21 protein-coding genes and 1 other RNA gene are annotated in these 19,431 nt (G+C 57.7%); 9 read left to right on the top strand and 13 right to left on the bottom strand.

Annotation, left to right across the window (positions count from 1 at the left end):
- Window positions 1-26 precede the first annotated feature (26 nt).
- Window positions 27-941, bottom strand: a complete 915-nt coding sequence (locus ACR0BT_RS10935; RefSeq protein ID WP_480763124.1) for a 5-bromo-4-chloroindolyl phosphate hydrolysis family protein — start codon at window positions 939-941, stop codon at window positions 27-29.
- Window positions 942-1,116: 175 nt separating this feature from the next.
- A complete protein-coding gene (locus ACR0BT_RS10930; protein ID WP_480763123.1) occupies window positions 1,117-1,932 on the bottom strand; it encodes a pseudouridine synthase in 816 nt (271 codons plus the stop codon).
- A gap of 61 nt (window positions 1,933-1,993) precedes the next feature.
- On the opposite strand from ACR0BT_RS10930, the gene ACR0BT_RS10925 reads away from it, so the two are divergent.
- Window positions 1,994-2,446 (top strand): nucleoside deaminase, encoded by a 453-nt coding sequence (locus ACR0BT_RS10925; RefSeq protein ID WP_170594657.1) that lies wholly within the window; start codon window positions 1,994-1,996, stop codon window positions 2,444-2,446.
- Here the strand turns inward: ACR0BT_RS10925 and ACR0BT_RS10920 are convergent.
- Both ACR0BT_RS10920 and ACR0BT_RS10915 read right to left on the bottom strand, forming a co-directional pair.
- Window positions 2,443-3,609, bottom strand: a complete 1,167-nt coding sequence (locus tag ACR0BT_RS10920; RefSeq protein ID WP_170563974.1) for a M24 family metallopeptidase — start codon at window positions 3,607-3,609, stop codon at window positions 2,443-2,445. The genes ACR0BT_RS10925 and ACR0BT_RS10920 overlap by 4 nt on opposite strands.
- Window positions 3,609-4,301 carry a metal-dependent hydrolase gene (locus tag ACR0BT_RS10915; RefSeq protein ID WP_170392232.1) on the bottom strand — a complete coding sequence of 231 codons (693 nt, stop codon included), beginning with the start codon at window positions 4,299-4,301 and terminating at the stop codon, window positions 3,609-3,611. Before ACR0BT_RS10915 ends, ACR0BT_RS10920 begins: the two co-directional genes overlap by 1 nt.
- A 57-nt stretch (window positions 4,302-4,358) precedes the next feature.
- On the opposite strand from ACR0BT_RS10915, the gene ACR0BT_RS10910 reads away from it, so the two are divergent.
- Complete coding sequence (locus tag ACR0BT_RS10910) at window positions 4,359-5,042, top strand: ceramidase domain-containing protein (RefSeq protein ID WP_223116813.1); 684 nt, start codon at window positions 4,359-4,361, stop codon at window positions 5,040-5,042.
- Between the two features lie 30 nt (window positions 5,043-5,072).
- Here ACR0BT_RS10910 and ACR0BT_RS10905 read toward each other — a convergent pair whose 3' ends face one another.
- Window positions 5,073-5,636, bottom strand: coding sequence for a DUF4202 domain-containing protein (locus tag ACR0BT_RS10905; protein ID WP_170732966.1), 564 nt, complete (start codon window positions 5,634-5,636; stop codon window positions 5,073-5,075).
- 154 nt (window positions 5,637-5,790) lie between these two features.
- Complete coding sequence (locus ACR0BT_RS10900) at window positions 5,791-5,949, bottom strand: hypothetical protein (RefSeq protein WP_170401611.1); 159 nt, start codon at window positions 5,947-5,949, stop codon at window positions 5,791-5,793.
- Between the two features lie 224 nt (window positions 5,950-6,173).
- Between ACR0BT_RS10900 and gatC the strand changes: the two genes are divergently transcribed.
- The 5 genes from gatC (at window position 6,174) to rnpB (ending at window position 9,871) form a co-directional block, all read left to right on the top strand.
- On the top strand, window positions 6,174-6,461 hold the full coding sequence (gatC, locus tag ACR0BT_RS10895) for an Asp-tRNA(Asn)/Glu-tRNA(Gln) amidotransferase subunit GatC (RefSeq protein WP_170392224.1): 288 nt from the start codon (window positions 6,174-6,176) through the stop codon (window positions 6,459-6,461).
- Between the two features lie 3 nt (window positions 6,462-6,464).
- Window positions 6,465-7,952: an Asp-tRNA(Asn)/Glu-tRNA(Gln) amidotransferase subunit GatA gene (gene gatA, locus ACR0BT_RS10890; protein ID WP_480567266.1), complete on the top strand. Its 1,488-nt coding sequence runs from the start codon at window positions 6,465-6,467 to the stop codon at window positions 7,950-7,952.
- 41 nt (window positions 7,953-7,993) lie between these two features.
- Entirely contained in the window at window positions 7,994-8,698 is a 705-nt protein-coding gene (locus ACR0BT_RS10885; protein ID WP_170512388.1) for an excalibur calcium-binding domain-containing protein, read from the top strand.
- Entirely contained in the window at window positions 8,682-9,353 is a 672-nt protein-coding gene (locus tag ACR0BT_RS10880; RefSeq protein WP_480763122.1) for an N-acetylmuramoyl-L-alanine amidase, read from the top strand. Before ACR0BT_RS10885 ends, ACR0BT_RS10880 begins: the two co-directional genes overlap by 17 nt.
- 124 nt (window positions 9,354-9,477) lie before the next feature.
- Window positions 9,478-9,871: RNase P RNA component class A (gene rnpB / locus ACR0BT_RS10875), an RNA gene on the top strand.
- A 6-nt stretch (window positions 9,872-9,877) separates the two neighbouring features.
- On the opposite strand, the gene ACR0BT_RS10870 is transcribed toward rnpB, so the two are convergent.
- Entirely contained in the window at window positions 9,878-10,210 is a 333-nt protein-coding gene (locus ACR0BT_RS10870) for a GYD domain-containing protein (protein WP_170392216.1), read from the bottom strand.
- 380 nt (window positions 10,211-10,590) lie between these two features.
- On the opposite strand from ACR0BT_RS10870, the gene rpmG reads away from it, so the two are divergent.
- Together rpmG and ACR0BT_RS10860 are read left to right on the top strand one after the other, a co-directional pair.
- Window positions 10,591-10,758, top strand: a complete 168-nt coding sequence (gene rpmG / locus ACR0BT_RS10865; RefSeq protein WP_010441901.1) for a 50S ribosomal protein L33 — start codon at window positions 10,591-10,593, stop codon at window positions 10,756-10,758.
- Window positions 10,759-10,980: 222 nt separating this feature from the next.
- Complete coding sequence (locus ACR0BT_RS10860; protein ID WP_480537015.1) at window positions 10,981-11,472, top strand: hypothetical protein; 492 nt, start codon at window positions 10,981-10,983, stop codon at window positions 11,470-11,472.
- A gap of 294 nt (window positions 11,473-11,766) precedes the next feature.
- Here the strand turns inward: ACR0BT_RS10860 and ACR0BT_RS10855 are convergent, their stop codons facing one another.
- From ACR0BT_RS10855 to ACR0BT_RS10830, 6 genes are read right to left on the bottom strand one after another with little or no spacing between them, the layout of a single operon-like run.
- Window positions 11,767-12,822, bottom strand: coding sequence for an ABC transporter ATP-binding protein (locus tag ACR0BT_RS10855; protein WP_170392212.1), 1,056 nt, complete (start codon window positions 12,820-12,822; stop codon window positions 11,767-11,769).
- Window positions 12,822-14,069: an MGH1-like glycoside hydrolase domain-containing protein gene (locus ACR0BT_RS10850; RefSeq protein ID WP_480763121.1), complete on the bottom strand. Its 1,248-nt coding sequence runs from the start codon at window positions 14,067-14,069 to the stop codon at window positions 12,822-12,824. The genes ACR0BT_RS10855 and ACR0BT_RS10850 overlap by 1 nt, the downstream gene beginning before the upstream one ends.
- Before the next feature lie 5 nt (window positions 14,070-14,074).
- Window positions 14,075-15,283 carry a carbohydrate ABC transporter permease gene (locus ACR0BT_RS10845; protein WP_170512414.1) on the bottom strand — a complete coding sequence of 403 codons (1,209 nt, stop codon included), beginning with the start codon at window positions 15,281-15,283 and terminating at the stop codon, window positions 14,075-14,077.
- Window positions 15,283-16,515, bottom strand: coding sequence for a carbohydrate ABC transporter permease (locus ACR0BT_RS10840; protein ID WP_480436218.1), 1,233 nt, complete (start codon window positions 16,513-16,515; stop codon window positions 15,283-15,285). Before ACR0BT_RS10840 ends, ACR0BT_RS10845 begins: the two co-directional genes overlap by 1 nt.
- A gap of 57 nt (window positions 16,516-16,572) precedes the next feature.
- A complete protein-coding gene (locus ACR0BT_RS10835) occupies window positions 16,573-17,928 on the bottom strand; it encodes an extracellular solute-binding protein (protein ID WP_170392204.1) in 1,356 nt (451 codons plus the stop codon).
- A complete protein-coding gene (locus tag ACR0BT_RS10830) occupies window positions 17,925-19,082 on the bottom strand; it encodes a LacI family DNA-binding transcriptional regulator (protein ID WP_480763241.1) in 1,158 nt (385 codons plus the stop codon). Before ACR0BT_RS10830 ends, ACR0BT_RS10835 begins: the two co-directional genes overlap by 4 nt.
- Between the last annotated feature and the right edge of the window lie 349 nt (window positions 19,083-19,431).

The following is a 19,431-nucleotide window of genomic DNA, read 5'->3' as shown; positions in this document are numbered from 1 at the left end:
GTAATCCTCGCTTACATAAAAGCCGGTCAGTCCAACCGGACGCCTTCGCGCTGCAGCCGGTCGCGCAGCACATCAATTTCAACCGTCAGATCACTGCGGTCATCCAATAGCATCTTTCGCGTCCGCGCCGCGAAATTCTGTTCAAGATCGTCCAGCAACGCCGAATAGTCCGCCAACGCCTGCGCATCACGCGTCCGTGCATAGACGTCCGAAAACTTCACCGTCGCATCGCGCGCGCCCCGCAAATAAACCGTCAGGTATTTTCGGGCACCAGCCAGATCGCGCGGGTCTTCCTCGACCGTGCGAAACAGATCGCGGGCTGTATCCTGAAAGCGTTCGACCCGCGCTTCGATCCGGCGGTCACCTGCGCGTTTTATTGCATCTGTCATTTGGGTCAGATGAGTTTCGGCGTCCTCGACCACGCGTGCGACACGGTCCTGCTGGAAGGTGTCGACACCCTCCATTCCTTTGTCCTTCATTGGGTCGAGGCCGAAGGAAACCGAATGTAGAACCGTTGCAGCGGCGCCAAACAGGATGGGGGCCAGCAGGCTTACCTGTGATGCTGTTTCGGCGTCCAGAAATTCGGTCCGGTATGAGGCTAGCGCCGCCCCCAAACCGGTCAGAACGCTGGAAAATATCTTGCGGGGAAACGCAGGTCTGCGTGCGGTGCGGCGGGCGTTGTAAGCGGATTCGGCCCTTAAACCTTCGCGCAGCAGAAACGCGGCAGCGGTCAGTAGCCCTGCCGCAACCAGGCCTATGGTCATTCCGATCGCGCCATCGTTCAGAGACAGAAACACCAGTGGTATCGCCGGGACAAACAGGATGTTCGCGCGTGCACCTGCCGGTTCGACACGGGCACCATCGAATTGGCCACGCGATGGCTGATCCTGCGAGGAAACATCGCCTTCTGGGCTGAATTTGCCGCCGTACCGTTTGGCCATTTCGCTACAGGCCCCCCAACAGACCGGTGCAGACGCCGAACAACAGCACCAACAGGGCCGCATAGGCCAATTTTTGTACTCCGGTCCCGGACATGGCGCCCCCCAACTGTGACCATCAGGGAAAATTTAGGCGATACGAGGGCTTGGCGCTAGGGGGAAGGTTGAATAACCCGCGTCACTTGCGAGGTTTCTTGCCGATTTCTGGTCTTTTGCGCTGCGGTCGAGCAGGGCGTTTGGCCGGGGGTTTTCCGCTATCCTCAGCATCCAGCCCCAGTTGGTCGCGCATGACACGGCGGCGGATTTCTTCAACCTCGCCGGGTTTCAGGTTGCCCAGTTGGAATGGGCCGTAAGAAACCCGCAAAAGCCTGTTCACCACATAACCGATATCTTCGATAGCGCGGCGGATTTCGCGATTTTTGCCTTCGCGCAGGCCGATGGTCAGCCAAGCGTTCGCGCCCTGTTGCCGGTCCAGTGTCACGGTCATGGGCTGAAACCGCTCACCATCGATTACCAGGCCTTTGCGCAGCGGTTCGAAATCTTCGTCTTTGGGGCGTCCATTTACCCGCACCCGGTATTTGCGTAGCCATCCAGTTGAGGGCAGTTCCAGCTTGCGCTTGATGCCGCCATCATTAGTCAGCAGCAGCAATCCTTCCGAGTTCAGATCGAGCCGCCCGACGCTCATGACCCGGGGCATGTCCTCGGGCATGTCGTCGAAAATCGTCTTGCGACCTTTTTCGTCACGCGCCGTCGTCACCAGACCTGGCGGCTTGTGATAGAGCCACAGGCGCGAGGGCTCGGGTTCGGAGACCGGTTTGCCATCGACGGTAATCCTGTCCTTGGCGGTTACGTTCAGCGCAGGGCTGTTGATCGCCTTGCCATTCACGGTCACACGTCCGGCTTCGATCATGCGTTCAGCTTCGCGGCGCGAGGCGACACCGGCGCGGGCCAGCACTTTGGCGATCCGGTCGCCGGGAGGAGGGGTATTGGTCATCCTCCGGCCATAACCCATCCCGGCGGCTTGCGAAAGACGGGTTTCTGAGGCAGTCAGAGGCATGAAGTTCAGATCCCACATGAAACAGGCGCTGGAACAGGCACAGGCGGCAGCAGACCGAGGTGAAGTGCCGGTCGGCGCGGTGATCGTCGCGCCCGACGGGCAGGTGGTGGCCGCAGATGGGAACCGCACCCGCGAGTTGAATGACCCCACTGCCCATGCTGAGATTCTGGCTCTGCGCGCCGCATGTACCGCGGCCGGGTCCGAGCGTTTACCCGATCATGACCTTTACGTAACCCTTGAGCCTTGTGCCATGTGCGCCGCAGCGCTGGCCGCAGCCCGCATCCGGCGCATCTACTACGGCGCTTCCGATCCGAAATCTGGCGGTGTCGCGCATGGCGCGCGCGTGTTTTCACACCCACAGGCCCACCATCGACCCGAGGTCTATGACGGCATTGCCGCCGAAGAGGCTGCCGCGCTGCTGAAACGCTTCTTCGCGACGCAGCGCGGTTAAGTTTTTACGACCATCTCACGTGGGATATCAGCCAGAGGCTTGCCCCCATCTGACGTCACCACAAAGCTTTCGGTAATCGCCAGTCCCCAGTCTGGGGTCCAGAGGCCGGGCATTAGGTGAAAGGTCATATTCTCTTGCAATTCCGTCGTGTCACCGGGTCGCAGGCTCATGGTGCGCTCGCCCCAGTCGGGCGGATAGCTGAGCCCGATGGGATAGCCGGTGCGGTTGGCTTTGACATACCCCGCGCGGGCGAAACTGTCATAGACACAAGCCGCGACCTCTTCGCAGGTGATGCCAGGGCGTGCGGCGGTCATTGTGTCGTCGATAGCGGTTAGAACGGCGGCTTCGGCCCGGCGGATATCATCCGGGGGATCACCCAGAAACAGGCTGCGACTGGCGGGGCAGTGATAGCGTCGATAGCAGCCGGAGATTTCGAAATAGGTCGCCTCATCCCGCGCCAGAGGTCGGTCGTTCCAAGTAATGTGCGAAGCAGAAGCCTCACGACCGGAGGGTGCAATCGGCACGATAGCAGGGTAATCTCCGGCTAGGCCGGGCAGTCCGGCGATGCCTGCCGCCTGCACTTCGGCGACAAGTTGGTTTTTGGGCATTCCTTCCTGATATGCGTCACGCAGAACACCGTGCATATGTGCGGTCAGCTGACCCGCCTTGCGCATCATTACGATCTCGGCATCGCTTTTTACGGCGCGCTTCCAATTCACAAGCCCTGTGGCATCAATCAATGCACCGAAGGCGCGTTCGAGGATGCGGTGACTGGCGGCTGAGTAATAATAGTTATCCATCTCCACGCCGATACCAGAGGTCCAGCCGCGATCCCGCAACGCAAGGACGAGCGCGTCGACCGGATGGTGGTCCGGGTGTTGCACATGCTCTTCGGGCCAGTCCAGCAGGTCCCTCGGGTCCAGCCAGGTGGTCTGCGCGGCCCCCGCTTTGTCCTGCGTTCTGCCCCACCAAAGGGGCGATCCGCTGGCGGGCAGGATGACCATCTGCGGTACGTAAAAGCTCCAACCGTCATAACCGGTGAGCCACGCCATGTTCGATGGGTCCGTGATCAACAAGGTCTCGATACCCTGTTGATCCATCGCAGAACGGGTCTTGTGAATGCGGTCAGCGTATTCCTGCGCGCTGAAATCAGACGCGGGCATCAGAGAGAAATCGCCTGCATGACCTCGGGCTCGATTACATCGACACCGGGTAACCCGTCAGCCAATTCCTGAGCCGATTGCGCGAGAATCGGAAAGGTCTTGTAATGGCACGGGATCACTGTCTTGAAATTGAAATACCGCTTGGCAGCATAGGCAGTGCCCTTCATGTCCATGGTAAAGTGGCCGCCTGCCGAAAGGATGCCGATATCGGGTTTGTAATAATCACCCATCCACTCCATGTCGGCCATAATGTCGGTATCGCCCGAGAAATAGAGCATACGGTCCTCGGACGCGATCATATAGCCGACCTCGGTTCCACCCGTGCGCAGACCATCAGGCGTCGAGAAGGTCGAGCTGTGCGAGGCAGGCACCATCGTTAATTTGACACCGTTTAGGTCAACAGTGCCACCTTTGTTGAATCCGACCGTTTCAATACCTTCAGCCTCGGCCCAGTAGCCCATCAGGTCGTATTGCCCGACCACGGGCACGTTTAGATGTTTGGCCAGCGGCAGCACATCGACGACATGATCGAAATGAGTATGAGTCAGCAGGATATGCGTCGCGCCCGCAACGGCTGCGTCATGCTGATCTTCGGGCAAAGACGGGTTGCCCGTCAGCCAGGGATCGATCAATAGAACTTGTCCTGCTGTTTCGATGCGAAAGCTGCCATGTCCCAGCCAAATGATATCCATAGAGAATCCTCCCATTTTCCGCTTGGAGTTAGCCTAGCATCGGCTATGTAAAAATCTATGGATTGGACGCAGTATGTTGATGGATATTGTGAGAGGCTCTCACCCGCGTATTGGGCCGAGCCGATAAACGCGATTACCAATGCGGCCTTTCTTATTGCTGCATTTGTGATGTGGCAAAGGGCGCGCGGGCGGGGCGCACCTTTGGCGATGGCTTTGGTTGTCATATTGGCGATGATCGGAATTGGCAGCTATCTGTTCCATACCCATGCGCAGGTTTGGGCGGCGATCTTGGATGTGACGCCAATTCTGCTGTACATCCTCGTTTACATCTACGCAGTGAATCGCGATGTCTGGCGGCTGAGCAACAGATACGCGCTGGGTTTGACCGCGCTGTTCTTTCCATACGTGGCGCTGACGATCCCGCTATTCCAGTTGGTGCCTGGGCTTGGTGGCTCGGCGGCATACGCCCCAGTTCCTCTATTGATTCTGATTTATGCGGTCCTGTTGCGCCGGAAAGCCCCGGACACTGCGTGTGGGCTGACAATAGGAGCAACTGTCCTGATCACCTCGATCACCTTTCGATCACTGGACACTCCAATTTGCGGGTATCTGCCAACGGGGACGCATTTTATGTGGCACATTCTGAATGCAGTTATGCTGGGCTGGATGATTGAGGTTTATCTGCGGGCGATCCGAAATCCACCTGCCGGAGCTGCGGTGGCTGCAGGATCAGGACATTGATCAGAACCACCGAAGCATCATCCTGATTGGTTAGTCCCTGAACGCAGCAGCCAAAGCCTCGGGCAGATCAAATTCAGCCAATACGCGCGCGCGGCCTTCGGCTGACATCTTGAAAGCCGTTTTTTTAACAATGCGCTGGATTTTTTCGGCGGAGTGCTTGGCGGCAAAAGGTTCAAAGTACCATTTCAGAAAAACGAAACAGATCACGTCCTCAAGCGCCTGTACCTCGGCATTGCGCTTGATCCCCTGTTTGCGCAGCATTTGCCCGACGGCTTCTATATCGTCCGCACCATATTCAGCCTGTTCCATGAATCCTTGCACAACGTCAGCGTGATATACGCCTTGCGCCTTCCTCCAGGCCAGATACCCTGCACGTCCTTCGGGGTATTCAGTGCGCTTTAGCTTCCAGCGTTCGACATGCTGACCACGTGCGGCGATCTGTAAAGCATCCGACGCATCGGGAAATAGCCGATCCAGCTCGGTGCTCATGCGTTGGCCATAAAGCAGCTCGACCGGCTGGCCGTCCTCTATATTAGGGTCTTGCGCATTTGCTGCGTCAATTGCGTCCAGAACGGTTTGCTTGCGTGTGCTCATTCTCTGCTCCGTTAGCTCGCCTGAACTGCACCTGACGGGTGGTTCGGCGTTTGATCCAAGACCATGCTAACGAGTTGTTGGAATGGGTGCAGCAGTCAATTGTAAAAAGCGCCGGATCGGGAGGGGGCGTACCGATCCGGCGCGCAGGTCAGGGTTATTTGCCTGCCTGGGTGTGGTCCCTCGTCACGGGCTCCGAAACAGGCGCGGGGAAGCTAAGGTTTCGGGTCAGATTGTTCATATCGATACCCAAAGCCAGGGCGGGCGAGGTCAGAACCAGAGCGGACAATATGAAGGCGGGAAGAAGGGTTTTCATGAGGTGTCTCCGATTTCTCGTTGCGTCACGATATTGAGGTGAACTGTTCGGTTCATTTTTTCAATGGCAAAACTGAACTAATCGGTTTACTTATTTGAATATCAGCCATTCAAATATGCATGGCAGCTGGCGATATTGGGTTTGAATCCCCGTCTGCCGCCTGTCGCTCTTGCGAGTGTTGCGGCAGGCAGGTAAACGCCCCCTAACGTAGATGAGGGTTTCCGATGTCGATTGACCAAAGCACCGCCGCCAAGGTGGCCAAACTGGCCCGGATCAAGGTCGAGGATGATGCGCTGCCTGCGCTGGCGTCCGAGTTCAACAATATCCTCGGGTTTATCGAGCAACTGAACGAAGTGGATGTCGAAGGCGTCGAGCCGATGGTCTCGGTCGAGCCGATGCGCCTGAAGCGTCGTCAGGACGTGGTCACCGATGGAAACCAGCAGGACAAGGTCCTATCCAACGCCCCCGATGCGCGCGAAGGGTTCTTCGCTGTTCCAAAAGTTGTGGAGTAAGTCATGAGCGAACTGAACAAATTGGGCCTGGCCGAGGCCCGCGACGCGCTGCGTGCCAAAGATGTCACGTCCGTTGAACTGACCGAGGCTTGCCTCAAGGCGATTGACGACGCCGACGCGCTCAACGCCTTTGTCCACAAAACGCCCGAGATCGCGCTGGAGCGCGCCAAGGCGGCGGATGAGCGGATCAAAGGCGGCGACGCGCCCTCGATGTGCGGCCTGCCGATCGGTATCAAGGACCTGTTTTGCACTAAGGGCGTGCCCTCGCAAGCGGCCTCGAAAATTCTCGAGGGGTTCAAGCCCGAATACGAATCCACCGTGTCGCAACAATTGGCGGATGCTGGTGCTGTGATGCTGGGCAAGCTGAACATGGACGAGTTCGCGATGGGTTCGTCTAATGAAACATCCGTTTACGGCAATGCGGTCAGCCCGTGGCGGCGCGGCAATGACGATGCACAGCTGACACCCGGCGGCTCGTCCGGTGGCTCAGCCTCGGCTGTCTCGGCTGACCTGTGTCTGGCCGCGACCGGTACCGATACCGGCGGTTCGATCCGCCAGCCTGCTGCCTTTGTCGGCATCACCGGCATCAAACCCACCTATGGCCGTTGCTCGCGTTGGGGTATTGTGGCCTTTGCGTCTTCGTTGGATCAGGCGGGACCGATGACCAAGAACGTCCGTGACGCAGCGATCATGCTGGAAACCATGTGCGGTCATGACCCCAAGGATTCCACCAGCGCCGAGCTGGCCGTGCCAAACTTCGAGGCGATGTTGACCGGCGATATCAAAGGCAAGAAAATCGGTATCCCGAAGGAATACCGCATGGACGGCATGCCTGCCGAGATTGAAAAGCTTTGGGCCGATGGCACCGCTATGCTGAAAGACGCAGGCGCCGAAATTGTCGATATCTCGCTGCCGCATACTAAATACGCGCTGCCTGCCTATTACGTGATTGCTCCTGCCGAGGCGTCGTCGAACCTCGCCCGCTATGACGGTGTCCGGTATGGCCGCCGAGCGCAGTTGGCTCAAGGCGATGGCATCACCGAGATGTACGAAAAGACCCGCGCCGAAGGCTTCGGTCATGAGGTCCAGCGCCGGGTGATGATCGGCACCTACGTGCTGTCTGCAGGCTTCTATGACGCCTACTACAACCGCGCCCGCAAGGTCCGCACCCTGATCAAGAAGGACTTCGAACATGTCTTTGCCGCAGGCGTTGATGCGATCCTGACCCCGGCAACGCCGTCGGCCTCGTTCGGTCTGGGCGAGATGACCGAGGCTGATCCTGTTCAGATGTACCTGAACGATGTGTTCACCGTGACAGTGAACCTCGCTGGCCTGCCCGGTATTTCGGTGCCTGCCGGTCTGGACAAACAGGGCCTTCCGTTGGGTCTGCAGCTGATCGGCCGTCCGTGGGAGGAAGGCGATCTGCTCAACACCGCCTACGCGCTAGAGAGCGCGGCTGGGTTTGTGGCCAAGCCCGGAAAATGGTGGTAATCCTCAAACCTGACACGGCAATAAAGAACCGGAGCAGTCAAATGCGCAAATTGCTTCTGATCCCGGCCCTTGGGCTGATCGCGGCATGTGATACCGTTACCCCTGTTTCGGGTACCGGTTTCAATACGCCGGAATATCAGGCGCAGCGCGAGGCCGAACTGGCCGGGCAGGGTCTGGCCGGTAATCCGCTTGCGCCACCCGAGGCGGTTTCAGAGCAGCCGCTCTCGGCGCAGGGGGCTGTAGGTGCCGTACCAACAGGCGACGCCTCTGACATCGCCAACCAGACGGCCATTGCCTTGGCGAATACGTCGGGTCAAGAGACGCGCGTCGCGCCTCTGACTGCAACAAACAACCCAAGTATCTCTGATGAACAGGATTTTGAGGCTGTCTCAAACCGTCGCAGTATCGATGCCGACGCCGCTCGTATCGAACAGAATCGGCAGTCTTACGAGGTCGTCGCCCCTACTGCCGTGCCCGAGCGTGGCTCTGACGGGCAACCCAATATCGTGCAATACGCCCTGAGCACTTCGAACCCCATCGGTACCCAGTTGTACAGCCGAGCCGGATTTAACCTGCAGGCCAAGGCACAGCGCAACTGCGCTCAGTTCGCCTCTCCTGATCAGGCGCAGATTGAGTTTCTGTCGAATGGAGGCCCCCAGCGTGACCGCAAAGGGCTGGATCCGGATGGCGACGGTTACGCCTGCGGCTGGGACCCCAGCCCGTTCCGCAGTGCCGTCAACAACTAAGCTCTCCCCCATCTGGCACCCATCGCCCAATTTCGGCCCCCGCCGGGATGGGCTGTCACCCGAGCTGATCGTGCTGCACTACACTGCAATGGAGAGCGCTGCTGCCGCGCTTGAACGTCTCTGCGATCCGGGTCCCGAGGTCTCCGCCCACTACCTGATCGGTCGCGACGGTGCGCTCTGGCAGCTTGTCCGAGAGGAAGATCGCGCTTGGCACGCCGGGGCAGGGGAGTGGCAAGGGCAAGCCGACATAAACTCCCGCTCGATCGGGATCGAGCTGGACAATGGCGGAGATCACCCGTTTGCCGAACCCCAAATGCGTGTATTGGAACAGCTTTTGCCCGAACTCATGCAGCGTTGGACCATCGCGCCAGAGGGTGTGATCGGGCATTCCGACATGGCACCGGGCCGCAAGTCCGACCCCGGCCCTCGGTTCGACTGGCAAAGGCTGGAACACCAGCGCCTTGCCGCTCGGCGTGGTACTGCCCTCGAACCGAACGTCAACTTCCGCGAGCTGGCGCAGAACCGGGGCTACACAGCGACAAGCGACGAGAAGACGCTCCTAAATTCCACACGCCTGCGCTATCGCCCGTGGGCCTCAGGCCCCTTGCACCCCGATGATCTCATAGCCCTCTGTCCGCTCCCAAAATCGACCTGATCCGCCCTTCATCTGGCCAAAAATATCTCGGGGATGAATTGGCCGTAGGCCAAGAAGGGGCTGGCCCCTTTAACGTGCCAACCACCCTTGACGCCACCGCGCACAGAGCCTACCCAACCCACGCGCGGAGGGCCGGATGGCCGCTGGGGTCGTAAGGCCCGAGAGGAAAGTCCGGACTCCACAAGGCAACGGTGCCGGGTAACGCCCGGGCGGGGAAACCCGACGGAAAGCGCCACAGAAATCAGACCGCCACACACGTGTGGCAAGGGTGAAACGGTGGGGTAAGAGCCCACCGCGCCGCTGGCAACAGTGGCGGCACGGCAAGCCCCACCGGGAGCAATGCCGAATAGGGTCCCCGCGCGGGCCGGTCGGTGCAAACCGATACCGCCGCTAGGCACGCCTTGGCCGAGAGGGACCGGGTTGGCAGCTCGAGCCGCGCAGCAATGCACGGCCTAGAGGAATGGTCATCGAAGGGGGCAACCCTGGAACAGGATCCGGCTTACAGGCCCTCCGCGCATATCCTGTCACCCGCCCGGAGGTGTGTAGGTGCCGCCAAGTGCTGCAGCTTTTTCGGCGACGGCAACAAATTCCTGCGCCGACCATGCGCGAACGGTCTCGATCCTCGAAACCGCACCCGTGCCCGCGACGGCCATGCCAATTGCCACAGCATCACTGCCTTCAGGCAGTTCGCTGATAACGACGACATCATTGCCTCCGGTGGTTATATAAAACGAGATCAGTCTGCCGCCTGCTTTCTCAAGCAAGGCCTTGACGGGACCGGTGCGATCTTCCGGTTTTGCCAACATTCCTTTGACCCCATCTTGCGAATAAGACGCATAGGTAATGAAAACAGGCATATTTCTCTCCCTTGGTTGCAGTTTATTCGGAGCGCTAAAAGCGGCCGACTCCTTGGCCGTGTCGCGTGCAGGATTGCGCGCAAACCGGAAAAGACCCGGCCAAATAGACAGCCGGGCGTTGCTATAGTTGTGAGCGGTGTTGTCTGCCGGAATTTACATCCGGCCCGGTATTACCTAAGTCCGCAAAACGGGCTTCGAAGGTTCCGGCGACACTATCACAGAATCGTGAGCGTTCCAAATCGACTGCTCTTGAAGCCGTGTCAGGAATTGTTCCCCCAACGCGGCGAATCCGGTTGACTTGGGCGCATGAGCGGTTAAAAGCGCACGCTCATAAGGATTCAACCGAAAGGCCCCTGCCTTTTCGGACGCAGGAGATAACCATGGCGAAGCCGACGACAATCAAGATCCGTCTGAACTCGACCGCGGGCACGGGCCACTTCTACGTGACCAAGAAGAACGCGCGCACCATGACCGAGAAAATGACCATTCGTAAATACGATCCGGTCGCTCGGAAACATGTCGAGTACAAAGAAGGCAAGATCAAGTAATCTGCCCTCTGACATACTTTTTGAAGAAGGACTCTGCCATGCAGGGTCCTTTTTTGTGTTGTTTTGGGGTATCTCTTGGTCGGCCTAAACCAAGCAGGGGCGTTGCAGGGGCGCATCAGAGGTTTGGGTGTTCTGAATCTCAGCGGCTTGCTTTTTCTAATCCCCTGCCGCTACGCTTCAGCAACCCTTTCCAAAATGTTGACCGCCATGAAAAAAATCTTGTTGCCCGCTCTTGCTGTTCTGACATTGTCAGCCTGCGAAGACCCCTTTAACCGCGAAGGTGTTGGTTTCACCGGGATTGATGGTGAACCGCGCACAGTGTCGGATGTAAAAGGCGCCGTAGCCTTTTTGCCGCCAGAAACCAACATCCCGGCGGAACTAGCCAAGCTGCCAACGGTCCAGGTTACATCGGACAAAGCCGAGCTTGAAAAGATCGCGGGTGTCGCTATCGATAATGGCGGTCGCTCAGATGCGAATTCAGTTCAACTCACTGGCAGTGATACCAATCTGTACCTGAGCAATGTCAGTGTAAACGGTCAGTTGTTCGGCGTCCTGCGTACGGAAAACAACTCCACCAAAGTTGATACATCGGTGGGCTCGGCCTTTGGCGCTCAAACGGAACGCTTTACCGGATGCTTGCCCGCAGGTGATGTATACCGCAAGGGTTCGTCTGAGCGCAGTTCGGGTTTTGCAGTGCCACTGAATTGCCGTTAATTTAGCTTACACAATCTAAGTAAAAGCCCCCGCCATTGGCGGGGGCTTTCTAGTTTCAGTGTTTCTGCAAGTCTTACGAGGCGCTGAACAAGGGCCCAAACCCAGCAGCGGTCATTCAATCCATGTGACACACCGGGCGATGATCACGCGAGTTCAGAGGCCCCCGCCATCCGTAGGCATCCAAGCAAGCGCTATGCGTGTTCTCTATTTCGCCCCACCGCCAAAGAATAATCAGTGGTGAAACTCAGACCCGATCAGCAGAACTGTTTAACCTCAACTGATAGGAAGCAACGTTCATTGCTCTACCAATGCCTGCCCATTCTCGTCAAAGAAATGAAGTTTGTCGGTGGGAAAATGCAGGCCGATCTTTGCCCCAGGCTTTAGAGCGGTGTCCCCATTCAGGCGCACGGTAACCTTCTCTTCTGCGCCGCAATCCACGATCAGGAAGGTATCTGCCCCCAGATACTCAATCACCTCGATGATGCCATCACATTGCCCATCGCCCGATGATACAACATCGATGTGTTCGGGGCGAATGCCGAGTTTGCTTGCTACACCCGAGCGCGCGAAGTCGCCGCCTCTGCCATGTTCCAGAGTGTAGCCATCGTTCTGAGTCGTGCACGGCAATATGTTCATTTTGGGGCTGCCAATGAACTGTGCGACAAACAGATTGGCAGGGCGTTCGTAAAGTTCGCGGGGTGTGCCGACTTGCGCGATCTTGCCGTACTCAAGCACGACGATGCGGTCGGCCAATGTCATCGCTTCAACCTGATCGTGCGTCACGTAGATCATTGTGCGCTTTAGGTTCTGATGAAGTTTCGCGATTTCGTAACGCATTTCGACACGAAGCGCTGCATCAAGATTCGAGAGCGGTTCATCGAACAGAAACGCCGTCGGGTCGCGCACGATAGAACGACCAATTGCAACGCGCTGCCGCTGTCCACCGGACAGGTCCTTGGGGCGACGTTCCAGAAAAGGTCCCAGCTTGAGAACCTCGGCGGCTTTATTGACCTGCTCTGCTATCTCGGCCTTCGGAACACCCGCGACCTTAAGTGAGAACCCCATATTTTCGGCGACTGTCAAGTGGGGATAAAGCGCATAGGACTGGAACACCATCGTCAGACCCCGCTTGGAGGGTGGGTGATCCGTGACATCATTGCCGTTGATTAGTAGCGATCCGCGCGAGATATCTTCAAGCCCACCGATCATGCGAAGCAGGGTGGATTTTCCACAGCCCGATGGACCGACGAAGACGATGAATTCACCTTCATCAATCATTAGGTCAACGCCTTTGATGACCTGGGCCGAGCCAAACCACTTTTCGACGGATTTTAGTTCGATGCTGCCCATTAGTTCCTCCCTGCCCAATGCAGCCAAACTGCGGCTGTCCAGGTGAATGAATTCCCTCCGGCAGGGCTGCCGGTCAGTGGATCGTAGTATTCAGCGAAGCCGTTCGTTGCGATCAGCTGCGACGTTTTCTGGCGCAGTGCCTCGGCTTCTTCGAGGTGCCCCATATCCGCTAATCCAAACCCGATCAGCATATTCATGAACCCCCAAGTGGGACCCCTCCAGTACCTGCGTTGGTCGAAGTTGGGCATCGCGGGGTCATAGCTGGGAACTGGAAAGGGTACTTTTGCAAGCGTCGCCTGCAGGCGCTCCAGCATGTGCTGTGAATCAAGCCCCCCAAACCAGCAAAGATACGACGCGTTAGAGATGCTTCCGGCCCAATCACCAGTCAGCGCATCACGCGAGTCGAACGAGCTCAGCGTTTCGTTCCACAAAGATCGCGCGCCCGCTTCGAGCCTTTGAATGTCGCTACTTAACCCATCCGCATCAATTCCAAGCCTTTCGCTGATCTCCTGCAGATCGCGTGCGGCGCGCAGAGTGATAAATGTCATCGTCGGATCTGCGACTCGGAAGGGATTCAGGCTCAGCAACTTCTGTTGATCCCAGTCGGCCTGACAGCCGATCTGAACCAATTTGATATAGCGGTCATAGTCGTATTTGGTGGGTCGGTCTGCACTGTTGACGTGGCTTGTGTCACGGCGCTGGTAGTCTCCGACACCTGTAGGATCTACGCCCTCCATTGCCTTGTCCCAGTCCGGTGCATTGTCGCGACCAGCTTCCCACGGATGCGTGGTGCAGACCGCGCCGTGTTCGTCGAGTCGCCATCTCATGATCCAGCGATGCCACCCCAGCAGAGATGGGAAGAGCGCGCGAACGCGGTCCGCGCCTGCATCGCCATCTTTTTCCCAGATCTTCCGCGCCACAGTTGCAGCCACCGGGGGCTGAATGATGCCAGAGGACGGGATCGGCCCGTGGCCACCCCAGACATCCGGGCCGGGGTAATATCCGTCATCCTGTTTGTGGAACAGGATATGCGGCACCATTCCATCATCCCACTGGCCCGAGAACAGTGTTTCAAGTTCCACCCAGGCTCGATCAATGTCGAACTCGGCAAAACCAAGCGCCGCAATCGCGCTGTCCCAATTCCATTGATAGGGGTAAAGCCCTTCGGTCGGGATGGTGTAGCCGCCGCGATCATTGGCAACCAGGATGTTGCGCGCCTCGCGATCAGGGTTGGTATGTTGGTTCATCTCAGTCATCCTTTGACAGACCCGGCTGTCAGGCCTTTGGTCATGAAACGTTCAAGTCCCAAAAACAGCGCCATGATCGGAACAGTGGCGATCACCGCACCCGCCATCAGGTGTTGTCGGGGAATTTCCGAGGAATTCAGCATCGTGACGCCTCGGGTCAGGGTAAATTTCGAAGGGTCGTCCAGCAGCATGAAGGCCAGCAGGAACTCGTTCCAAGCGATCATGAAGACGTAGAGCGAGACCGACGCCAGCGCAGGCAGGCTAAGCGGCAGCGTAATCTTCCAAATCACTGCCAGCCGCGAAAGCCCATCCATGAGACCGGCCTCTTCCACCTCAGTCGGCAAGCCACGGAAATAACCTTGCAGCATGTACAGCGCGACAGGGATCGTCGTGACCGGGTAGATCATCACGATGCCAAGGATCGAGTTGCGCAAGCCAGTCAGCGAGAACGCGATATAGATCGGCAGCGCCAGAACGATCATCGGCACCATGTAGATCAGCAGGATCGAGCGTGAGAACGCCTTTTGCCCCGAGAAACGGAACCGCGCGACGGCATAGGCTCCGGGGACGCTGAACAGCAGGGTGATAAAGACCGTCAGGACCGAGACGTAGAGCGAGGTCCAAAGATAGGTGCCGAAGTTGAAATCGCGAAACAGCTCGGTATAGCTGCGAAACAGCGCGGTGCCTTGTGACAGATCTACCGAGAAATCCAGCGGGTTCTGCAACAGGGCCTGTTGCGACTTCAGGCTGGTCATCACCATCACATAGAACGGGATGATCACGATCGCGGTAAAGAAGATGTAGCCAAAGCCCGTACAGAACCGGATCACGGCCTCTTCGTACTCATGACGGGTGAGCTCGCCGAACGGAGTCTCTTTCAGGATTGCGGCAACGGATAGGTGCATCACGACTGCCATCGCCACGACGGTGACCAGTATTGCCTGCAGGGATGTGTCAGAGCCGATCAGGACAGGCCCGACTCCGGTCAGGCAAGACAGGCCTAACAAGGCGGAAACACCCAGTCGGGCCGGTGCGCGTTGCGCCGGGAAGCGGACATACACCAGACCGGCAACAGCCCCCCATATCAAGCAGAGCAAGACCTGTGGCCGGAACGCAGCCCCGGTCGAGAATGACATGGTGATGGCGACAGTAGTGGCGATCACCACCAGCCAGAGCGCGCCTAGAATCGGGGCGGTTATATACCCTTTGCGCATCACAAACCCTCCTCACGGCTGATGAAGCGGAAGAAGACGAAGCTGAAGGCAATCAGGCACATCAGGATCACAACGGCCACCGCTGCGCCTGCGCCGATGTTCGAAACCGCAAAGGCCTGTTCATAGACATTTACAGTCAGAGTACGGGTGCCGGCATTGCCGCCGGTCAGCAGGAAGATGTCGTCGAACTTGTTGAACGTCCAAATGAAGCGCAGCAGGAATAGTACCGACAGGATGCCCAGCAGTTGCGGGATGCTCAGCAGCCAGAACTTCTGGAATGGTGAGGCTCCATCCATATCCGCTGCTTCATACATGCTAGAGTCGATGGATTGCATCCGCGCCAGAATGAACAGGAAGGACAGCGGGAAATAGCGCCAGATCTCGAAAACTGTCACCATGATCAGCGCCAAAGGGCGTTCCCCGAAGAAGTTGATCGGTTCACTGCTTAGTCCCATCTGCACCAATAATGCGTTGGCAGAACCTGAGAACGGGTCGAACAAGGTGACCCATGTGAAGGCCACAGCGATGACTGGCGCCACATAGGGGAACAGATAGAGGCCGCGTATGAACCCTTGTCCCTTGAAGCTTTTATTCAGTAACAAGGCTGCAAACAGGCCCATCACCAAAGCTCCAATGGTGCCGACCACGGTGTAGAACAACGTGACCCACAGCACGCCCCAGAACTCGTCTCCATCAAAGACACGGGCGTAGTTTTCCAGACTGAATTCAAGGTTGGTCAGGACGCTGGGTCCGCTCCCGGTCACGCCGGGCTCTGATCCTTCGAGCAGCTCTTCGAAAGCGTCCGGATCTCCGTCCAAGGTGACCGGAATACGGATGCGTTCGCGTTGACCGCCTTCCAGTGTGCCGAAATCGCAGAACAGGTTTTGCCCGTCCAGAACGCAGGGACTTGCAATCTCACGCGCCGTCACGCCGTCCGGTAAAACATCTGTCAGGGTGACGCCGACAACGGCGATGTCCTGACTTGAGTTGCGGACGCGGTATTCAATCCGCAGATCCTCGCCAGATCCGCGCAAGCTTTCACGCACCACAGGTGCAGGCGGACGAAGGTCAGACAGGGTGAAGGGCTTGAAGCTGATCCAAAAGATCGCCAGCAAGGGCAGGATCACCACAAGCGATACACTGATCACTGTCGGAGCCAGCAGCGTCCAGGCCAGACGCGCCTCGCGTTTGGCTAGCGCCCCGGTTCCGGTCGGTGGGGTGGCCGAAGACATGGGATACCTCGAAGGGTTGGGTGCAGCGGCGTAATCGCCGCTGCATGTGTCACAAGGTTACTGAACCTTCGCGAGCTCGTCGTTCATTGCGGCCACTGCAGCGGCGGCATCGATTTCATCGTCGATATATTGGCGCACGACCCGGTTAATTGCCTGGCTGTTGATCATTTTGGACGCCAAAGCCAGCTGGCCTTCAGCAACGCCCCAGCGCTGCGCCACGTCCAGACCGCCGACGATCTCATCGATCATCGCCTGATCATACAGCTCGCCCAACGGGGCTTTGCGGTCCACGCCAACAGGCAGCTCTGCCCATGCTTCCGAGAACGCGGTCGGGTTGTCAGCATTACCGCGACGGACCGGGAACTTGCCCTCGGGTGCGATGGCCAGTGTTTGAGTATAGCCGTCGTCCATGGCGAATTTCACGAACTCCATCGCCGCGTCGGTGTCGGCGTCGTTGGTGATGCCAAAGTAACGAACGTCACCCCAAGCCGCGCCATCCGGGTTCGATGGGCCCGAGAAGTTAGTGACGATACCGGTCTTCGAGGCCAGATCGCGCGAGGTCGGATCATCGTTGATCGTCGGCGGGGCGCTGTCGCGCAGACCGGCCAGTTCGTCAAGGATGAAGGGCGACCAGATGATCATCGCTGCTTTGCCATCAAAATACAGCTCGCGCGATTGTTTCCAGAATAGCTCACCCGGGGGCGAGGCTTTCGAGATCGCCTTGTAGAAATCCAATACCTCTATGGTCTTGGCTTCATCCAGCGGCTGGAATCCGTCCGCGCCAACGGGGGTCACGCCATTGGCTAGGAACACATGCTCCAAAACCTGACTCATGAAGTTTTCATCAACTTTGGTTGCAGCAACGAAACCGTACATCTCGGGCGGGTTGTGCAACTGCTCCAGCGCAGCGACGACGTTGGCGAATGAGTTCGGGGCCTCAAGGCCCGCTTCATCAAACAGGTCTTTGCGGTAGACAACCATTTGGGTCCATCCATCGACCGGTACCGACGCGGTTTCGTCATTGAACGCCGCCATACCAAGCGCGCCGGGGGCGAAGGTGTCGGCGCCCAGTTCTTCGATCACTTCGGTGGCGGCTTCGGTGTCCAGAATGCCCGCTTCAGCCCATGGCAGGGCATATTGCAGCGGATGATAGACCACATCTGGCAGGTCTCCGGCGGCAAATGCTGCTGTGGCGCGTGTACCCAGATCACTTTCGGTGACCGGGATAACCTCGACCGTAGTGCCGGTTTCAGCCTTGAACTGGTCAGCCATTTCCTGTTGCTTGGCCAGCCGCTCGGGCTGTTCTTCGGTGGTCCAGAAGCGGATCGTATCCGCCTGAGCTGACGTCGCCGCCAATACTAGCGCAAGCGATGTTCCAAGCATCATTCGCGATGCTAAAGGTGCAAGTTTCATAGTCGGTTTCCTCCCCGGTTATGATCTTTTGAAAGTTGAATTTTTCGGGCCAATTCCTCGGCTGTAACGCTTGGTGGCCCGTCGGAACTGCGTTCGATCAGAACGGCCTCACCAATCTCACGCAGATCTGCGGGCGCTTCACCGCGAGTCTGACTGATCAGCATCGTCGCAAGGCGTTCTCCGGCCCGCTTAGAATCGACGCTGAACGTGGTAAGACCAGGGCTGACATATTGGCATTCAGGGATGCCGTCATATCCCAAAATCGATACATCGTGCCCAACCTCGAGGCCCAGTTCTGCACAGACCGAGTAACACCCCAGCGCAGCAAGATCTGTTGCAAACACTATTGCAGTAGGTGGGTGATTCAGCGTCAAAAGCGCGCGTGCCTCAACCGCGCCCTCGTCGCGCGTACGAGCACCTTCCCGGATCAACTCAGGATCGGCAGGCAAGCCCGCGATCTTGAGACCTTCGAGATATCCGTCACGGCGCAGATGGCTGTAGTTGAATTTCGGATCGCTACCGACATAGCCGATACGCGTATGGCCAAAATCGACGAGCCGACCGACCGCATCACGGGTTGCAGATTCACCCGAAATGTCGAACCAGGATGTCTCATCCTGCCAGTCCGCCTGCCCATACCCCGTGCGGCCATACATGATGAAGGGAACCTTCAACTCTTGCAGGTATTTCACCCTCGCATCGTCGACCTCGGTCCGGGGCAGAATGAATCCATCGGCTTTGCGCTCTTCGACAAGCCGCCCCAATACATCAAGCATATCTTTTTCGGACTTCGCCGTAGAAATCGTCATCGTCCAGTCGGATGCGCTCGCCGCTTCGCATGCTCCGGCCAGAAAGTCCTGAAGAAATGGGTTATGCCGGTCTGGTTCTTCGCTGTTGATGACCATGGCAATGGCGCGCACCCGCCCGGTTCGTATCGCCTGCGCATGGCTGAGTGGGCGATAGCCCATCTTTCGCGCCGTGGTTTCAACGCGCTTTCTCGTGGATTCCGAGATGTCGGTATATCCATTCAGGGCGCGGGACACCGTGCTCTTAGAAAGCCCAAGATGATCGGCCAATTGATCCAGTTTTACCCTGCCGGGGCCAGAATGACTCCGGGGGCGAGACTGCGGTTGCTGGAGACTTGGATTCGTCATCATTCTTCTATTTGTTTTCTCCGAAACCGGTTTCGGCAATCAAAATTATGAAATTCTTTGATTGGATCGACCAAGTACACGAACGTTCCAATGGCGAAAGGCACTGATGAACGCATATGCAAACTTGCAAACGCGGCTTTCAGAGTGGTGCAAAATTAGGGTTGCGCCAACATGGTTGACTGCCGACTGCTACAGTAACTGCTGGCTGATCATTGTTCGCGGAGCTTTGATGGGAATCGGTGAATTGAGCATGAGGACTATGCGTAAATACGGGCGACTATCCGGCTATGAGGGCGTGTAAAATTTGTGGAGGCAAAATAAACTAGTCGGAACATCATGCGAAGTCACC

This window comes from Ruegeria sp. CJ6 (assembly GCF_056536665.1).
The sequence above is the reverse complement of the archived record's forward strand: the minus strand, read 5'-3'. Positions and strand labels throughout refer to the sequence as shown.

Excerpts from the sequence above, each read along its gene's own strand:
- ACR0BT_RS10910 (WP_223116813.1), top strand. The coding sequence starts at position 4,359 with ATGGATTGGACGCAGTATGTTGATGGATATTGTGAGAGGCTCTCACCC.
- ACR0BT_RS10905 (WP_170732966.1), bottom strand. The coding sequence starts at position 5,636 with ATGAGCACACGCAAGCAAACCGTTCTGGACGCAATTGACGCAGCAAAT.
- ACR0BT_RS10885 (WP_170512388.1), top strand. The coding sequence starts at position 7,994 with ATGCGCAAATTGCTTCTGATCCCGGCCCTTGGGCTGATCGCGGCATGT.
- ACR0BT_RS10830 (WP_480763241.1), bottom strand. The coding sequence starts at position 19,082 with ATGACGAATCCAAGTCTCCAGCAACCGCAGTCTCGCCCCCGGAGTCAT.
- ACR0BT_RS10855 (WP_170392212.1), bottom strand. The coding sequence starts at position 12,822 with ATGGGCAGCATCGAACTAAAATCCGTCGAAAAGTGGTTTGGCTCGGCC.
- ACR0BT_RS10835 (WP_170392204.1), bottom strand. The coding sequence starts at position 17,928 with ATGAAACTTGCACCTTTAGCATCGCGAATGATGCTTGGAACATCGCTT.
- ACR0BT_RS10925 (WP_170594657.1), top strand. The coding sequence starts at position 1,994 with ATGAAGTTCAGATCCCACATGAAACAGGCGCTGGAACAGGCACAGGCG.
- gatA (WP_480567266.1), top strand. The coding sequence starts at position 6,465 with ATGAGCGAACTGAACAAATTGGGCCTGGCCGAGGCCCGCGACGCGCTG.
- ACR0BT_RS10900 (WP_170401611.1), bottom strand. The coding sequence starts at position 5,949 with ATGAAAACCCTTCTTCCCGCCTTCATATTGTCCGCTCTGGTTCTGACC.
- ACR0BT_RS10935 (WP_480763124.1), bottom strand. The coding sequence starts at position 941 with ATGGCCAAACGGTACGGCGGCAAATTCAGCCCAGAAGGCGATGTTTCC.
- rpmG (WP_010441901.1), top strand. The coding sequence starts at position 10,591 with ATGGCGAAGCCGACGACAATCAAGATCCGTCTGAACTCGACCGCGGGC.
- ACR0BT_RS10845 (WP_170512414.1), bottom strand. The coding sequence starts at position 15,283 with ATGCGCAAAGGGTATATAACCGCCCCGATTCTAGGCGCGCTCTGGCTG.
- ACR0BT_RS10840 (WP_480436218.1), bottom strand. The coding sequence starts at position 16,515 with ATGTCTTCGGCCACCCCACCGACCGGAACCGGGGCGCTAGCCAAACGC.
- ACR0BT_RS10915 (WP_170392232.1), bottom strand. The coding sequence starts at position 4,301 with ATGGATATCATTTGGCTGGGACATGGCAGCTTTCGCATCGAAACAGCA.
- ACR0BT_RS10870 (WP_170392216.1), bottom strand. The coding sequence starts at position 10,210 with ATGCCTGTTTTCATTACCTATGCGTCTTATTCGCAAGATGGGGTCAAA.
- ACR0BT_RS10920 (WP_170563974.1), bottom strand. The coding sequence starts at position 3,609 with ATGCCCGCGTCTGATTTCAGCGCGCAGGAATACGCTGACCGCATTCAC.
- ACR0BT_RS10930 (WP_480763123.1), bottom strand. The coding sequence starts at position 1,932 with ATGACCAATACCCCTCCTCCCGGCGACCGGATCGCCAAAGTGCTGGCC.
- gatC (WP_170392224.1), top strand. The coding sequence starts at position 6,174 with ATGTCGATTGACCAAAGCACCGCCGCCAAGGTGGCCAAACTGGCCCGG.
- ACR0BT_RS10850 (WP_480763121.1), bottom strand. The coding sequence starts at position 14,069 with ATGAACCAACATACCAACCCTGATCGCGAGGCGCGCAACATCCTGGTT.